The organism is Mucilaginibacter sp. cycad4 (assembly GCF_034263275.1).
GTDB lineage: Bacteria > Bacteroidota > Bacteroidia > Sphingobacteriales > Sphingobacteriaceae > Mucilaginibacter.
Genome location: NZ_CP139559.1, coordinates 211,108 through 228,090 on the forward strand (window position 1 = coordinate 211,108; position 16,983 = coordinate 228,090).

The 16,983-nt window shown below is 43.3% G+C and carries 15 protein-coding genes; 8 read left to right on the plus strand and 7 right to left on the minus strand.

The features are described 5' to 3' along the window. The first annotated feature begins 81 nt into the window (after positions 1-81). Positions 82-513: a DUF1801 domain-containing protein gene (locus tag SNE26_RS00950; RefSeq protein WP_321557527.1), complete on the plus strand. Its 432-nt coding sequence runs from the start codon at positions 82-84 to the stop codon at positions 511-513. 136 nt (positions 514-649) lie between these two features. Here the strand turns inward: SNE26_RS00950 and lon are convergent, their stop codons facing one another. Further along, the gene (gene lon, locus SNE26_RS00955; protein WP_321557528.1) at positions 650-3,124 is read right to left on the minus strand and encodes an endopeptidase La; all 2,475 of its coding nucleotides are present in this window, start codon (positions 3,122-3,124) and stop codon (positions 650-652) included. 369 nt (positions 3,125-3,493) lie between these two features. Between lon and SNE26_RS00960 the strand changes: the two genes are divergently transcribed. Further along, complete coding sequence (locus SNE26_RS00960) at positions 3,494-4,138, plus strand: tetratricopeptide repeat protein (RefSeq protein WP_321557529.1); 645 nt, start codon at positions 3,494-3,496, stop codon at positions 4,136-4,138. A 22-nt stretch (positions 4,139-4,160) separates the two neighbouring features. On the opposite strand, the gene SNE26_RS00965 is transcribed toward SNE26_RS00960, so the two are convergent. Together SNE26_RS00965 and gpmI are read right to left on the minus strand one after the other, a co-directional pair. Beyond that, complete coding sequence (locus SNE26_RS00965; protein ID WP_321557530.1) at positions 4,161-4,685, minus strand: hypothetical protein; 525 nt, start codon at positions 4,683-4,685, stop codon at positions 4,161-4,163. 28 nt (positions 4,686-4,713) lie between these two features. Next, positions 4,714-6,237: a 2,3-bisphosphoglycerate-independent phosphoglycerate mutase gene (gene gpmI, locus SNE26_RS00970; RefSeq protein ID WP_321557531.1), complete on the minus strand. Its 1,524-nt coding sequence runs from the start codon at positions 6,235-6,237 to the stop codon at positions 4,714-4,716. A gap of 195 nt (positions 6,238-6,432) precedes the next feature. Between gpmI and SNE26_RS00975 the strand changes: the two genes are divergently transcribed. The 5 genes from SNE26_RS00975 to SNE26_RS00995 all read left to right on the plus strand — a co-directional run bounded on the left by SNE26_RS00975 (position 6,433) and on the right by SNE26_RS00995 (position 10,055). Further along, positions 6,433-6,828, plus strand: coding sequence for a DUF4783 domain-containing protein (locus SNE26_RS00975; RefSeq protein ID WP_321557532.1), 396 nt, complete (start codon positions 6,433-6,435; stop codon positions 6,826-6,828). Between the two features lie 162 nt (positions 6,829-6,990). Next, the gene (gene nadC / locus SNE26_RS00980; protein ID WP_321557533.1) at positions 6,991-7,836 is read left to right on the plus strand and encodes a carboxylating nicotinate-nucleotide diphosphorylase; all 846 of its coding nucleotides are present in this window, start codon (positions 6,991-6,993) and stop codon (positions 7,834-7,836) included. A 103-nt stretch (positions 7,837-7,939) separates the two neighbouring features. Next, the gene (gene plsY / locus SNE26_RS00985) at positions 7,940-8,593 is read left to right on the plus strand and encodes a glycerol-3-phosphate 1-O-acyltransferase PlsY (protein WP_321557534.1); all 654 of its coding nucleotides are present in this window, start codon (positions 7,940-7,942) and stop codon (positions 8,591-8,593) included. Between the two features lie 5 nt (positions 8,594-8,598). Then, complete coding sequence (locus tag SNE26_RS00990) at positions 8,599-9,399, plus strand: M48 family metallopeptidase (protein WP_321557535.1); 801 nt, start codon at positions 8,599-8,601, stop codon at positions 9,397-9,399. 50 nt (positions 9,400-9,449) lie between these two features. Beyond that, positions 9,450-10,055 carry a DUF2071 domain-containing protein gene (locus SNE26_RS00995; protein ID WP_321557536.1) on the plus strand — a complete coding sequence of 202 codons (606 nt, stop codon included), beginning with the start codon at positions 9,450-9,452 and terminating at the stop codon, positions 10,053-10,055. Between the two features lie 563 nt (positions 10,056-10,618). Here the strand turns inward: SNE26_RS00995 and SNE26_RS01000 are convergent. Further along, positions 10,619-11,926 (minus strand): IS110 family transposase, encoded by a 1,308-nt coding sequence (locus tag SNE26_RS01000; RefSeq protein ID WP_321555135.1) that lies wholly within the window; start codon positions 11,924-11,926, stop codon positions 10,619-10,621. Positions 11,927-12,420: 494 nt separating this feature from the next. Between SNE26_RS01000 and SNE26_RS01005 the strand changes: the two genes are divergently transcribed. Beyond that, a complete protein-coding gene (locus tag SNE26_RS01005) occupies positions 12,421-13,218 on the plus strand; it encodes a DUF3050 domain-containing protein (protein WP_321557537.1) in 798 nt (265 codons plus the stop codon). Between the two features lie 548 nt (positions 13,219-13,766). On the opposite strand, the gene SNE26_RS01010 is transcribed toward SNE26_RS01005, so the two are convergent. From SNE26_RS01010 to SNE26_RS01020, 3 genes are all read right to left on the minus strand, one after another. Further along, positions 13,767-14,831 (minus strand): IS110 family transposase, encoded by a 1,065-nt coding sequence (locus SNE26_RS01010; RefSeq protein WP_321555889.1) that lies wholly within the window; start codon positions 14,829-14,831, stop codon positions 13,767-13,769. 205 nt (positions 14,832-15,036) lie between these two features. Next, positions 15,037-15,873, minus strand: coding sequence for an aminotransferase class IV (locus SNE26_RS01015; protein ID WP_321557538.1), 837 nt, complete (start codon positions 15,871-15,873; stop codon positions 15,037-15,039). A gap of 75 nt (positions 15,874-15,948) precedes the next feature. After that, a complete protein-coding gene (locus tag SNE26_RS01020) occupies positions 15,949-16,983 on the minus strand; it encodes an RluA family pseudouridine synthase (protein WP_321557539.1) in 1,035 nt (344 codons plus the stop codon).

Below are 16,983 nucleotides of genomic sequence, written 5' to 3' on the forward strand. Positions count from 1 at the left end.
TGAAAAAATGAATTAGTGTATTACTAAAAATAAAACGAAATTTAAAAAGGCAAAGCAAACAACCCATAATTCTGTATTTATATGAACGTGCAGGAACAAACTGAAGAATATATTACCAGCCAACCTGAGCCAAAGCGCACTGATATGCAAACATTGCATAGGCATATACTTCAAATATTACCTGGATGTAAATTATGGTTCGAGGATGGCAGAAACACTGAAGGCCGGATTGTTAGTAACCCTAATGTAGGATATGGATCTTACACCATAAAATATGCTAATGGAACAACCAGGGAGTTTTTTCAAATTGGCATGAGCGCAAATACAACGGGGATTTCTATCTACATCCTGGGTATCAAGGATAAGAAATACTTAGCTCAAACATACGGGCAAGAAATAGGCAAGGCCAGCGTGACCGGGTATTGTATTAAGTTTAATAATTTAAAAGATATAAACATTAATATACTTGAAGCGGCAATACGATATGGGGTTGAGGTTACAAGTGAAAATTAAACTTCAAGCCGGGACACTACTTTAAAAATTGACTTATGTTTTTGATGCCCCTGACCATGAGGAGCCTATAAAATAAAAAAGTTTCACAGTTAAGCACTGTGAAACTTTTTTATTTTATCCCGGGAAATACTCCCGCTTAATTAACCACCGCTTTGTCGTCTTCTTTAACAGTAAGATTTATTGGATTTTTAACCTTTTCGTTAAGCAGGGCGAGGGTTATTACATCCCTCATATCGGTAACGTAATGAAAGTTAAGGTCTTTTATGTAATCTTCCTTAATTTCCAGAATATCTTTTTGGTTTGATTTGCACAGGATGATCTCCTTTATATTAGCGCGTTTGGCAGCCAGGATCTTTTCTTTGATACCGCCCACAGGCAAAACGCGCCCGCGAAGGGTGATCTCGCCGGTCATGGCCAAATTAGGTTTTACTTTACGCTGCGTAAATGCCGAAACAAGTGCCGTAAGCATGGTAACACCTGCCGACGGGCCATCTTTAGGCGTAGCGCCTGCCGGTACGTGTACATGCACATCCCACTGATCAAACAGTTTAGGGTCGATGTCGAAATCGGCAGCATGCGCGCGCAGGTAAGCGAGGGCGATGGTCACCGATTCTTTCATAACATCGCCAAGGCTGCCTGTTAGTGTTAAGCGGCCTTTTCCGGGGCTTAAGCTGGCTTCAATGAACAGGATGTCACCGCCTACAGAAGTCCAGGCCAGGCCCGTTACAACGCCAGCAACGTCATTGCCTTCATAAAGATCTTTATCAAAAATAGGTGCGCCCAATATCTTTTCGATATCTTTTTTGCTTACAACGCTGTTGTAAGGTTCTTCCATAGCTATGTTCTTGGCTACGCCGCGCACAACCGAGCCAATCTTTTTCTCCAGTGAGCGTACGCCCGATTCGCGGGTGTAATCAACTATTACCTTTTCAAGTACATCAGCTTTAAGGCTTACATCTTTTATTTTTAAGCCGTGTGCTTCGCGCTGTTTAGGTACAAGATGTTGCTTGGCTATCTCAATTTTTTCTTCAATGGTATAGCCGTTCACTTCAATGATCTCCATCCTGTCTAACAAAGCAGGCTGGATAGTGCTCAGAGAGTTGGCTGTTGCAATGAACATTACGTTTGAAAGGTCGTAGTCCATTTCAACATAGTGATCAGAGAAGGTGCCGTTTTGTTCGGGGTCAAGTACTTCGAGCAGGGCCGACGACGGATCGCCCCTGAAATCGTTGCCTACTTTATCTATCTCATCCAAAATAAATACCGGGTTTGATGCGCCTGCTTTTTTTATCGACTGGATGATACGCCCCGGCATAGCACCAATATATGTTTTACGGTGGCCCCGGATCTCCGCTTCATCGCGGATACCGCCTAATGCCATACGCACATATTTACGGCCCAAAGCTTTGGCTATTGATTTACCTAACGATGTTTTGCCAACCCCGGGAGGGCCAACCAAACAAAGGATAGGCGCTTTCATATCATGTTTCAATTTCAACACGGCCAGGTATTCGATAATACGCTGTTTTACCTTGTCTAAACCAAAGTGGTCTTTATCAAGGATCCTTTGCGCCCGCTTAAGGTCAAAGTTATCTTTGGTAAACTCATTCCATGGTAAATCAAGCAACAGCTCAAGATAATTAATCTGTACCGAATAATCGGCGGCGGCAGGGTTGGTGCGCGCCAGCTTTTCAAGTTCTTTGTTAAAGTGATCTTTAACCTCTTTTGCCCATTTCTTTTTAATACCGCGCTGGCGCAGGCTCTCAATTTCCAGGTCGGGTGTGTTACCGCCCAGCTCTTCCTGTATGGTTTTGAGCTGCTGGTTAAGGAAATAATCCCTTTGTTGTTTATCAAGGTCAACGCGTACTTTGGTCTGGATCTGGTTTTTTAGTTCCAGCATCTGCAGGTCGAGCGTTAGATGCTCAAGCACCAGGTTGGCACGTTCGCGCAGGTTGGCAATTTCAAGCAGGTGCTGCTTGGCTGTCATATCAGCGTTCATATTTGATGATATGAAGTTGATCAGGAACGATGTGCTTTCGATATTACGGATAGCGATCCCTGCTTCGCTCGGTATATTCGGCGAAAGCTGGATGATATTCATGGCCATATCCTTAATGGATGATACCATGGCTTTAAACTCTTTATCTTCCTTGGTTTTTATTTCATGAAAGGGCTCAACTGTAGCTTTTATATAGGGTTCGCTTTGTACTTCTTCTTTTAAATAAAAACGTTTTTTTCCCTGGATAATAACGGTGGTGTTACCATCGGGCATTTGCAGCATTTTTATAATGAGTGCTATAGTGCCAACTTTGTTAAGCTGGTTAAAAGTAGGGTCTTCAATCCCCACATCCTGTTGCGAAACCACCCCAATCATGCGGCTGCCTTTATTGGCATCGCGGATTAGTTTTATTGATTTATCCCTGCCAACCGTAATTGGGATCACAACACCGGGGAAAAGTACGGTATTGCGCAAGGGTAAAATAGGCATTACATCGGGCAGCTCCTCATTATTCATCTCCTCCTCATCTTCCGATGACATTAGCGGGAAAAACTCTGAATCCTCATTTATAACCGGTAAAGCATTTTTAAAATCAAACGGATCGAAATTCATTAATTATATTTTAGTAGAATAAAACGTCATGTTGTCAGCCTGTAAGATAGTATCCACGCTAATTACAGGTTAAATTGCGATTATCAATCGCACATAACAATGGTTCAAGAGCTGTGCCAAGTTACGATAATAAATAACAACAATTAATTTGGTGATTTAACGTACTGTGTACATGTTTGTTACAAATTCGTAGCACGGATTGTAAATAAATAAGATTTTATTGGTAAAGATGAAAAAAAGTCATAGTATCGCTGTGCTCAAATTATTTGCATATGTGAATTTTTTTATAGAAAACCACTATAAGGCATAATAATTGGGGATATTAATAGTTAATATAATACCATTTTTGTTTTATCAGTAATCCGTTTAATGAAGTTATCAGTTATCCTGCCCCTTCTGATCATGTCTTCGCTTGAGTCGGCTATAGCGCAAAACGCTTATGTACGGCTCGGCCAGCAGGCACTCATGGATGGCGACTTCCGTTCGGCAGTGTCGCACCTGGAAAAGGCGTGCATAACTGATTCAACAAATGCCAACGCTATGTGGATGCTGGGCTACTCATACTATCACAGCGATAACTACAAAAAATCGATACTGGCATATACCAAAGTAATTGCAATAAAGCCGGCCGATGCAACAGCTTACTATTACAGGGCAAGGGCAAAAAGTTACCTGGGGAGAGATAACCAGGCTTCGGCGGCGGATAAGGAGCTGTACCTGTTAGGCGCTATTGTTGATCTTACAAAGGCCATCTCTATCAACAGCGATCTCAGGGATAACAAATATTACCAAAACAGGGGCATAGCTTACCGCGACTATGGCATGTTCAAATTGCAACCGGCCTCTCATTTTTTCGATAAAGCAAGAGGTATCAATTCATTAAAAGCATCTATAGCTGACCTGGAAAAAGTGCTTGCCGATAACCCAAGCCGGATGGATATCTCTGCGCTGATCGACCAGTCGAAAGAAAAATTGATCCAGGCCACCACGGGTAATACGCTGGTGAAGCATTAAGAAATTTTTTTGAATTCCTCTTTTACCTTTTTGGCAATGTTCCCTGCACCTTATAGTCGTTCCGGCCCATCAATTTCACATGTTGTGTTTTTTGGATCAGGTAAAGTGAATCGGGAAAATAACTCAATTTTTCGTTGGTTTCGTACAGCAGGTTTTTAGTGTGGTTATAGATCAGGATCCACGCTACTTTATCGCCGGTTTTTTTGATAATGATGCGGCGGGTTTTAAGCTCGGGGGTGCGGGCCTTATAAATAATAGCGCTATCGCTTGTGCTGACTGTATAGCTGTTTTTCCAGGCCGGGCGGTTAATGTCCGACTGGATAAACAAATTAAGCTCCTGGCTCCAGTTACCAATATGCACCACTTTGGTTTCGGTAACGCCATTGTGGGTAACCGTTTTGTTTACTGCGGGGTTTAGCCTGGTAAGCCGTGCCGAATCGGCCCTGAAAAATTCTTTCAGGTCAAAGTAAACCAGTTTGGCGCCGCTTTGCCTGTTATCGGGCCTGCAGGAATATAAATTTGCTATTAACAATAAAAAGCCGCCCATTAGGGCGGCTTTGCTTATGTTTTTTGGATTACACCAATACATTACCAGTCATTTCGGGAGGTATGGCAACACCTAATATGCTTAATATTGTTGGCGCCACATCGCCCAGTTTTCCGTCTTTTACCTCTTTAACATCCTTGTCAATCACAATACATGGTACCAGGTTGGTTGTATGTGCCGTATTGGGCGATCCGTCTTCATTGATCATGTAATCGGCATTACCATGGTCGGCCAGGATAATGAACGAATAGCCATTGGCTAAGCCTGCTTCAACAACAGCTTTGGTGCAGCTGTCGGCAGTTTCGGCTGCTTTAACTACGGCGCTGAAAACGCCGGTATGGCCAACCATATCGGTATTGGCAAAGTTAAGGCAAACAAAATCAGGCCAGCCGGTTTCCAACTCCGGGATAATAGCATCGCGGATGCCGGCAGCGCTCATCTCAGGCTGCAAATCGTAAGTGGCAACCTTTGGCGACGGTACTAATAACCTTTTTTCGTTAACAAACTCTTTTTCCCTTCCGCCCGAAAAGAAGAAGGTTACGTGAGGGTATTTTTCGGTTTCAGCGATCCTGATCTGTGATTTTCCGGCATTTTGAAGGATCTCGCCCAAAGTTTTGGTCAGATCCTCTTTATTGAACACAACCTGAACATTCTTAAACGTTTCATCATATGGTGTCATAGTGATGTAACGGATAGCCAGCGGGTGTATGTTGTATTCAGGGAACGACTTTTGCGTCAGGGCGATACTGATCTCGCGGCCCCTGTCGGTCCGGAAGTTGAAGCAGATCACCACGTCGCCATCTTTAATAACTGCTAAAGGTTTTCCTGCGTCATCAACAGCAACTATTGGTTTTACAAATTCGTCGGTAACACCTTCAAGGTACGAGTGTTTGATGAGGTCGGTAACGTTTTGAGTGGCTTCGCCAACGCCATTTACCATTAGGTCGTAGGCCAGTTTAACACGCTCCCAGCGGTTATCACGGTCCATGGCATAGTAACGACCGATGGCCGAAGCTATCTTGGCGCCGGTACCTGCAATATGCTCTTCAAGCTCGGTAACAAAGCCCAAACCCGATTTAGGGTCGGTATCGCGGCCGTCTAAAAAGGCATGGATATATACATTGTTAACGTCAAGTTGTTTGGCGGTGTCGCAAAGGCCTTTTACATGCCTGATGTGCGAATGTACACCGCCATCAGATACTAAACCGATAAAATGTACATCTTTATTATTTTGTTTAGCGTACTCAAATGCATCCTTCAATACAGGGATAGTTGGCAGCTCATTGTCATCAACTGCTTTATGAATGCGGCCAAGTTCCTGGTAAACCACGCGGCCTGCACCCAGGTTCATATGACCAACTTCCGAATTGCCCATTTGCCCGGCAGGTAAACCTACCGCTGTTCCTGAGGCTTCAAGTTTTGAATTTGGATATTGCTTAAGCAGGCCATCAACAAAAGGAGTATTGGCGGCCAGTATAGCGTTTGATTGATCGTTGCGGCCATAACCCCAGCCATCAAGTATTATTAGTGCGAGTTTCTTTTTGTTTTCCACAATGCAAATATAAAGGCAACGGGGTACTTTATATATAATTTTTTAATTTAGGTTAGCAGCCTGAAATAAAACTTAAATTATACTGTTAGTGTTTATTATACAGTTTTATAAAACAAAGCTTTTTTTTGTTAAAAAGCCTGTAAGCCCTTTAGCCGCTCTTTGTAACTTTAGCACCTGTTAGTACGTTATTATTGTATGAAATTAATATACCTGCCGTCGTTTATTTTTTTACTGCTGCTTCCGTATGCCTCATCGGCAGATGCGATAGATAACGTTGCTAATCTTTTAAAAACAGGTAATACCAAAGAGCTTTCCAGGCTATTTGCCAATAATGTGGAGATAACCATTATGGAAGACGAGAATGTTTATTCGCAAAACCAGGCTACGGTTATATTGGATAAGTTCTTCGCCAGGAATAAGCCTAAAGGTATTAAGCTGTTACATAAAATAAATTCGGGGGGTAATTATCATTTCGGTGTTTATATTTTGAGTACCGATAAGGGCGAATTTCGGGTTGCCATTACCCTGAAGGATGCAGGTAAAACCGCCAATGTTGTTGAATTAAAAATTGAAGATGAAAAGGTGAAGTAATTAATTTGAAAATTTAAAGATTGGTTAATTTGAAAATGAATATGTTTTGATATGATCAAATTTTCAAATCGGCACATTTTCAAATTTCATTTTATCATACATCGCCATCAAACCCCTCCATTTAAAAATTGTTGTTACTTTTGACACTCAAAAAGTACACAATTGGATAAAGAACTAATACACCAGTTTATAAATAATGCTTTAAGTGAGGATGTGGGCGATGGCGATCATACCTCGCTTTCAACCATCCCGGCCGACGCTACCGGCAAAGCAAAACTTTTAGTTAAGGACGAAGGAATACTGGCCGGTATTGAGCTGGCTGCCGAAATATTTCATGTGGTTGATCCAAACCTTAAGCTTAACGTGTTTTTGCAGGATGGTGACCCCGTTAAGTATAAAGACGTAGCTTTTGAGGTTGAGGGCAGTTCACGAAGTATTTTAACCGCCGAGCGTTTGGTACTAAATTGTATGCAGCGTATGTCGGGAATTGCTACAAAAACCCGGCAGATAGTTGATTTGCTGAAAGGAACCAATACCAAAGTTTTAGATACCCGTAAAACTACGCCAGGGCTTCGTTATCTCGAAAAATGGGCGGTGCGCATAGGCGGGGGCGTAAACCACAGGTTTGGTTTGTACGATATGATCCTGATTAAGGATAACCATGTAGACTATGCCGGGGGAATAAGACAAGCTATTGAAAGCGCTAATCAATATTTAACCGATAACGGAAAAAAACTTGCCATTGAAATTGAGGTGCGTAACCTCGATGAACTGGAGCAGGTTTTACAAACCGGCCGGGTAAACCGTATACTGCTTGATAATTTCAATTTTGATGACCTGCGGCAGGCTGTTGGTATAATACAGGGGCGTTATATTACCGAAGCTTCGGGCGGTATCACCATTGATAATATACGTGAATATGCCGATTGCGGGGTCGATTACATTTCTGTCGGTGCGCTTACCCATTCGGTTAAAAGCCTTGACCTTAGCCTGAAAGCCGTAAAATAGGGTAATTTAAATATCAAATAACACATTGTTAAACAAAGTTTAGTGGTAAAAGCGCTGCTATTAAAACGCTTTTACCGCTTCAATTTTGTAATATTGCAGGAGAATGATAACCGTTTACTCTGTTACAGCGCTTATAATGGCTTATCTGTGCGGCTCAATACCTACGGCCGTTTGGATTGGTATGGCTTTTTACAATGTGGATGTACGCGAGTACGGAAGCGGTAATGCCGGCGCAACAAATACTTTTCGTGTGCTTGGTAAACAAGCAGGTATCCCTGTGATGCTGCTTGATATATTTAAAGGCTGGGCAGCTACAAACTTCGCTTATTTCATTGGTGCATCTGCTACGGGTGCTATCAACTCAACCGCATACACCAATTATGAACTGGCTTTAGGCATAGCGGCTGTTATGGGGCACCTGTTCCCTATTTTTGCAGGTTTCAGGGGCGGCAAGGGCGTAGCAACTTTGTTTGGAATGATTTTGGCTATACATTTTCATGCTGCCTTATTATGTATAGTGGTTTTTATAACGGTGTTACTGATCTCGAAATATGTGTCGCTTAGCTCAATTGCAGCAGCCTTTACTTACCCTATAGGCGTTACATTTGTTTTTCCGACACCTATACGCTCGATAGTAATTTATGGCATGTGTATTTGCATACTTGTGCTGGTAACCCACCAAAAAAACATTGAACGCTTAATAAGAGGCAAAGAATCGAAAGTTAATTTTTTTAAGAAGAAAACAACAGCTGCCTGATCACCATGAAAAAGTTTAAACCTGTATTAGTCCTGATAGCCATCATGGCTGTCTTTTCCTGTTCAACTGTGCCGCTAACCGGCCGTAAACAATTAAGTCTTGTTGGCGATGCCGAAGTAAACCAGTCGGCCGCGGCAAGCTATAAGCAACTGCTTTCCGACCCCAAAACCAAAGTGGTGGCGAGCGGTGCCGATGCGCAACGCGTTAAAACCATTGGTAACAGGCTGGCTGTAGCCATTGAAAAATACCTCAAAGAAAACGGTTATGGCGATCAGTATAGCTTTCAGTGGGAGTTTAACCTGATTCAAAGCAGCGAGGTTAACGCCTGGTGTATGCCCGGCGGTAAGGTTGCGGTTTACAGTGGCTTGCTGCCTGTAGCCAATACCGATGCTTACCTTGCAGTAGTTATGGGGCATGAAATTGGCCATGCCATTGCCCGTCACTCGGCCGAACGGATCTCGCAGGAGATGCTGGTACAAGGCGGGGGACAGTTGGTAGGCGCAGCCACAAGCCAGCAATCACAGGCTACACAAACCGCAATAGGTACTTTATACGGTGTTGGGAGCCAGCTGAAATTACTGGCTTATTCACGTAACCAGGAGTCGGAAGCCGACCGCTTGGGTTTAACCTTTATGGCCATGGCCGGGTATGACCCGCATAATGCCACTGCTTTTTGGCAACGCATGGCAGCCCAAAATAAAGGCGGCGCGCCACCCGAATTTTTGAGCACTCACCCTGCCGATGCTACCCGTATTGCCAATATCCAGAACCTCATACCCGAGGCCATGAAATATTATAAAAAATAATTAATCAGTTTAGTGGATCCTGCCCGTGAAAAGGCGGGATTTTTGTTTTTATGGCTAAAAGCAAATTTTTAAAAGCGCAATGGAAAAACCTGGTGATGCTTAATTACGAGGTTGATGCGGCAATATTAAAACCTTACATCCCGGCAGGCACGCTGCTCGACCTTTGGGAAGGAAAAGCGCTGGTAAGTATGGTTGGTTTTGTATTTCGCGATACGCGGGTATTAGGTATTAAATGGCCATGGCATGTAAACTTTGAAGAAGTTAACCTGCGTTTTTATGTGCGTTACTACAATGGCACCGAATGGAAACGCGGCGCTGTTTTTATAAGCGAAATAGTACCTAAAAGCATGATTGCGCTTATTGCCAATAACCTTTATAAGGAGCATTACCGCGCACTGCCTATGCGAAGCTCTATTACCACGACAGCAGATAACCATACCCAATTTTTATACGAGTGGAAACTTAACGGCCGATGGAATAAACTCGGCGCTACGGTAAGTGACACTTTGGTTGATATCGGCCCCGGAAGTCCTGAGGAGTTTATTTTAGAACATTACTGGGGATACAATGGTTTAAGCGAAATAAAAACAATGGAGTACCAGGTTGAGCATATTTCATGGCAAACCGGTTGTACGCGATTATGTTTTCGATGCTGATATAACCGCGCTCTATGGAGAAGTATTTAAACCATACCTTGAAAAAGAGCCTGTTTCGGCTTTTTATGCTCTTGGATCGGATATCGCAGTGCGGATGGGGGAGAGGATAGTGGTTGGGTGAGTAAGGACATGTCAAAAGCTGCTTAATATAAATCGTCATTGCGAGTATCCATAAGGGAAATCCTGAAAAAAAACGTAATGACGTATAAAATATCTTAGCGATGGTGCGCGGGGGCCGCGTTAGTGATAGGAGCGGATACCGTCCGTCAGCTGACGGATAAGGCCCTGTGTAGTATGAGCGGATAGGTACTGTCTTTAGCTAACGGGAACGCCCATATTTATAAAATTACCCAAAAAAACACATCTGATAATCAGTAACTTATAATGACGTGATCGTAAATTGTTGATTATTAAGATATTTTTTCGATGCGTTTTATGATATGGGCGTTCCCGTTAGCTAACGGGCCGGTCCGCCAGCTGGCGGATGCAAGTCCTCGCCTTGCCTGCCCGCAAACCCAACCCGCGCTGTGGGCTTTACGCTGCTATCCTGAGGACACACTTTTTTATGCAGGGACTAATTGCATATTAAACTGTAGTGCCAATTTTTCAAGTTGCTTCCTTTTCTGTTCTTTTAAATGGTTTTGATAGGCCTCTATTCCTTTTTCTACAAACTCACTGCCATTAGTCATTACCCTATAATAATAGCACGCTATCTTTCGCGCTATTGCCTTTATGGCGATAGGACTTCCCCGCCTTGCACGTATTCTCCGACCAAATGCCCCAAGAGCGAGGTGTTTGCTGTTCAATAGACCCTGGGCCAGATTTCTGAATATCAGCCCTGCATTATTTTGACGCTTCATCCGTACCCGTTTATGCATCTTTCCCGAACTCGATTTCATCGGTGCCAGTTTCAACCAGCCACTAAAGTGCTTTTCTGTTGGCCAGGGACTCATATCTGTTCCCACCTCGCTTACGATCTGGAGAAAACTGTAATCGGTTATTCCTGCTATGCCTATCGGGTCTTTGCCTCCTGTCAATTTCAGCAAAGGCTTATGCAGGTTATCTATTTCAGGTTTATGGTAACGAATCGGTTTGCGTTTTACAGCTGTTTCAATATCGTCTTTATCTTTTGACATATCTTTTAACTGACGCTCTATCTCTGCATCGCATTCTTTTATTAAACTATTGTAATAGCAACAGGTGCCATAAGCCTGACGCAAGGCGAACAGATGCTCCTCGCTATAATGCCCCTCCAGTGATTTAATCACCAGATCTCTTTTCTTTTCCAGTATCCGCTCATGACATAATTCTGCCAGCGTAATGGCATCTCTTTCGCCTCCAAGTATGGCTGTTATCATGCGTATTCCGCTCGCTCCGCTGATATCGTTAATCACTTCTGTAAAACGGATATTCATTTGGGTTAGAGCTTTCTGCATCAAGTGAACCTGTGTGGCGGCGGCACGGATATGATCTTGCCGCAAACGGAGGTAACTTCTAACTTTACGCATTTCAATTTCCGGTATAAAACTTTTCCGTAAAAGGCCATAGCCATGCAATTGACGAAGCCACTGACAGTCTTTCACATCGCTTTTTCGACCTGGGACATTTTTTACATCACGCCCATTTACAAGGTAAACTTCTACACCCGCTTCCTCCAAAACTGTGTATAGTGTTATCCAGTAAACACCCGTGGATTCCATCGCTACTGTATTGATACCTAAAGAAAGCAAGTAATCACGGATCGCGTTACAGTCTGCCGTAAAAGTGGGGAAGATACGGATCTGATCTTCGCCTGCATCTACAAAGAAATTTCTGCTGCCAATATCTATCCCTGCCGCATTGGGATGGACGATCTCAAGTGTTTTTGACATAAGCCTAATGGTTAAATAAATAAGCTTTAAGGCCTGCTGCTTATAAAATTCGATAGCATCCTGCACGGGAATACCGCTCTATAGAACGGCATCACCAATAAACCTTTCAATAAGCAACTGGAACAAGATTCCCTATCAGGTAATTAACACTAATTTGTAGCACTGTTACTTCCTGTAAAGCCTTATCCAAATTTAAGGCATGTCCCTTTATAAACCAACCGGAAACCCGGCCAGACTTCCCTAACGCGCCCCCCGCGCAACATCCCTAAAGTATAGCTTGTACGTCATTACATTTTTTTTCAGGGATTCCTGATGGATACTCGCGATGACGTGGCGGAGGTTCTATTTTCAATTCGTAATTGACATTGTGTCGTTTTAAACGTCATTCTTCTAAAATCGTTTTAACTCCTATCACCATCCCGTCAAAAAAAACAATCACTTCATTAACAATCACCTTGTTTGCTATTTTTGCAACCCATATAAATTTTTGATACATGGCAAATTACGGCAACCGCATTGCACAGTTAAAAAACGAGATCCAGCCTTTACGCGACCAGCTTATTAATCATGAGCTTTATAAAAATATTACATCGCTTGATGAGCTTACCGTTTTTATGGAGCATCATGTGTTTGCCGTTTGGGATTTTATGTCGCTGTTAAAAGCTTTGCAGCAAAAGCTTACCTGCACTGTTACCCCATGGATGCCAACCGGGAATGCCAATACCCGTTATCTTATTAATGAAATTGTTGCCGGCGAAGAAAGCGATATCGACGAGCAGGGCAATCGTGCAAGTCATTTTGAACTTTATCTGCGTGCTATGCAACAGGCGGGCAGTACCGCGGAAGGCATCAATAACCTGTTTAATGAACTCAATTTCGGTAAGCATATTGATGAAGCGCTGATCATCGCTAATATTCCTGTTCCTGCCCGTAACTTTGTACAGCATACCTTTGATGTTATCGATACCAATAAAGATTATCTGCAAGCTGCAGTATTCACCTTTGGGCGCGAAGACCTGATCCCGGATATGTTTGTGAGCATAGTAAAAGGGCTGAGCCAGCAGTTACCGGGCAAGGTTGATATCCTGCTCTACTACCTTGAGCGCCATATTGAAGTTGACGGCGACCATCACTCCCAACTGGCCTACCAAATGACCGCCGAACTTTGCGGCGGGGATGACAGCAAATGGGCAGAGGCTACTACGGCTGTTAAAGAAGCGTTACAGGCACGTATTGCGCTTTGGGATGGAATATTGGAGGCCATTAAAGTGCAGGAAATAAGCCCCCTCTAAATCTCCTCTTAATCAAGTGTCATTTCGATAGAGCATGGGTTAGAGATTGAGCGCTGGGGCGAAAGAGAAATCTCCTATGATGAAAATAATCTAAAGCAAGGCTGATATTCCAGAATTGGGTTAATAGATTTTTTATAAAGTTATAATTTATAAATAATTAAGCAAAGCGTTGCCATGTTTTCTTAACTTTCCTTTGCAGATCAGAAGAGGAAACAGGCTCTGCTGAGGAGCAACCTGCCAGCAATATGATCCGCCGAATTAGATAAAAGAAGTCTCTGTAACAGGAGACTTTTTTATTGTCTATCTTTTTCGCCCATGGCTAAGAAAACCTTCACCGACTTTTAGTGATGTTAATGCATCGATAAACAACAATCAATCTCCTATAAGCGGACACCATAACGGGCCGCAGCATCGCGTTTAAATTATTAGATAAAATGATAACCGTAGTCTTATACAAGCAGACACCTCAAAAGGGCTGCGGATTTCTCATTCCGGTTTATCATCAGATAACAAAACAGATTGTTTTATCCTGCATTATTAGTTCTATATTATTGCACTACAGCTATTACATACGGAGCCTCGTTCTTCATCACATAACGGATCCGGTTGAGGATTTTTTTAGCTATCCTGATGATGGCATTATTCTTTTTCATCCGCTTGCAATAATCGTTAAATGCCATTGTCATAGCCGGATCGGTACGTATAGCTGTCCAACTGGCTTCAATAAGTTTTTCCCTGAGCTGGTGATTGGCCCTTCTGGTCAGGCCTGATACTTTTTCCTTGTCCCCGGTACTGTGAGTATTTGGCACAAGGCCAACATAATCGCATAAAGCGTCAAGTGATTTAAACCGGTTAACATCTCCCACCTCTGTTACAAACCATAAAGCGGTGATCTCACCCACGCCTGGAATTGTCCGGATCAGGGTTATTCTTTTCTTATACCGTTCCTGTTTGGACAGGATGCGAACTTGCCTGGTTGCAGCCAGCACCATATCCCGGGCCTGCTGGTAGCCCTGTAGCTTCAGGTCAAGTGCTGTCCTCGCCGATGGATTCAGTGACAGTTCTTTAAGCCAACGGGTAAAAACATTAGACCAATACCGGCTCTCTGATTCACCGAATGTTATCCCCTGGAAGTTAAGCCATCCCCGGATCCTGTTTTTATAACGCGTCTGGTCTTTTACCATCTGATTATAAGTGCGGATGATATCCCTGTCATCCTGTTGTTCAATGCCGGGAATAAAAATACCAGTGAGCTGACCTTTACTCAAGGCCTGACCCAATTTCCGGCAATCTACAAGGTCTGATTTGCGTTGCTTTTCCTTGCCTGTAGTCGGAACATCAGCCGGGTTAACCACGATGCAGTTAATCCCCGCCTCGTTAAATTTCCGCTGATGGAAGAAACCACAAAAGCCTGCCTCGTAAACAACATGATAATCCGCTAAAGGGTAATTGCGCTTCAGGTAAGCACTTAATTCTTCTGCCGATGGATTTTGCGAAAACGTCTTCAGTTCCATCTGCTCACTCCGGATATTCACCTTCCATGACTTTTTATGAACATCTATGCCTGCAAAAATCTTTTGTCCGCTAAAATCTAATTGTGTAACTTGTTTCATGAGTTCTTGATTTAAAGTGTTTGTTCTTAGTTTTCACTTTAATCTACAACCTTTTTTTCAAGAACTCTTCTTTAACTAATTCATGCATACGATCTTATACGCCATGCGTTTCGATCATGCTTGACGTAGAAGATTTCTCCTCACTTCCAACGCTTAGCCCACCGCCGATTCGTCGAAATGACATCTTTTATTAAAATATGTTTGGCTACAGCTTATTCAACTCATCCATCAATACTTTGCTGTACTGGTTAAAGTAGCGCCTTACCCCAAAGCCCATAACGGTTTGGATACCGCGGGTAGCATTGGTTAAAAATACCTCATCGGCCTCGTACAAAATGTCGGGGTTGATCTGGGCTTCCGTTATATCAATATTATTTTCCTTTGCCAGTTTGATTACTACCTGGCGCATTATGCCTTCAACACAACCTTCACTTAGCGCAGGGGTGTATAAATGGTTTTGATAATTGATGAAAATATTGGAGCTGCTGGCTTCGCACAGGTTACCGCTTTGGTTCAGCAAAAATACATCATCCAGCTTGTTTTGTGTTTTGTACAAGCCCGCCATTACATATATGAGCGAGTTACAGGTTTTAATATTGGATAGATAATTGGAGGGTTTGGGCAATTCCGTAAACACATCCATGATCAGGCCTTTCTCATTCAAAAAATACCGGGGCTCTTCTGATGGTGTTAGTTCCAGGCAATAACCCATTTTATTTTGGGTAGGGGTATATAACCCTTCGGCATCACGGTAAACGGTTAAGCGCAGCCTGCCGTGTTTTACTTTATTTCGGCGGGCAAGTTCATTAACTATATCGTTCAAAAACCAGGTATCCATTTGCGAATAGCCGTCAATTTTAAGGGCTTTCATGCCCCGCTGAAGCCGGTCGGCATGGAGTTCGGCAAACTTCAGTTTTCCCTTCATAAGCCGCATGCTTTCAAACAGGCCGTCGCCATATTTGAACCCCCTGTTGCCAATGGTAAGCAATGGTGTGTTTTGAGGGAGATATTCGCCGTTAAAATTGATGAATACGGGCATCATGGGACAGATAGATATTATAATTTGATCGTGTTGTTAATAATTACCGGGTATTGCTGCTCTTCTATCTAACGTCTGTTATTTCGTATCTGTATCACTGTACTTTCGCCATTTTGCAAGTACCGCTTCAAAATCGGCCGGCAGGGGCGATTCAAAATGTACCTGCTTTTTTAACGTGGGATGTAAAAAGCCCAGTGTTTGTGCGTGCAGGGCCTGTCGCGGCATCAGCTCAAAACAATTTTCAACAAACTGCTTGTACTTGCTGAACATGGTGCCCTTCAAAATTTTATCGCCTCCATAAGTAGCATCACTAAACAAAGGATGACCAATATGCTTCATGTGCGCCCTGATCTGGTGGGTGCGGCCGGTTTCCAGCTGGCACTCGATCAGGGTAACATAACCCATCCGCTCCAATACTTTATAATGCGTTACCGACCATTTTCCTTTTTCAGGATCATCATATATCGACATTACCCTTCTATCGGCCACACTGCGGCCGATATAGCCGGTCACGGTGCCGTCTTCAGGTAAATCGCCCCAGGCAAGTGCTATATATTTACGGGTGATGGTATGCTCAAAAAACTGCTTAGCCAGCCAGTTCATAGCACGCTCATTTTTGCTGATGAGCAGCAGTCCCGAAGTGTCTTTATCAATACGGTGCACCAAACCCGGCCTGCCGTCGTTGCCCGGCAATGTCGGCAATTGCTGAAAGTGGTATACCAGCGCATTTACCAGTGTGCCCGTGTAATTGTTATAGCCGGGGTGTACCACCATACCTGCTTCCTTGTCAACAACCAATACATCATCATCTTCATAAATAATATTGATGGGGATGTCTTCTGGATAAACCTCAGTGTCACGCGGTGGATGGGGCAATACTACCGAAATTACATCGAGCGGCTTTACCTTATAGCTTGATTTAATGGGTTTATCGTTCACCAGCACGTTGCCCAGCTCAATGGCATTTTGAATGCGGTTGCGCGAAGCGTTCTCCACGCGGTGCATCAAAAATTTATCAATCCGCAAAAGCGACTGGCCCTTGTCAACCACTACGCGTAAGTGCTCATACAAGTCCTGTTCTTCCTGCTCTATAAGTTCGGGTTCGTGTGCCAT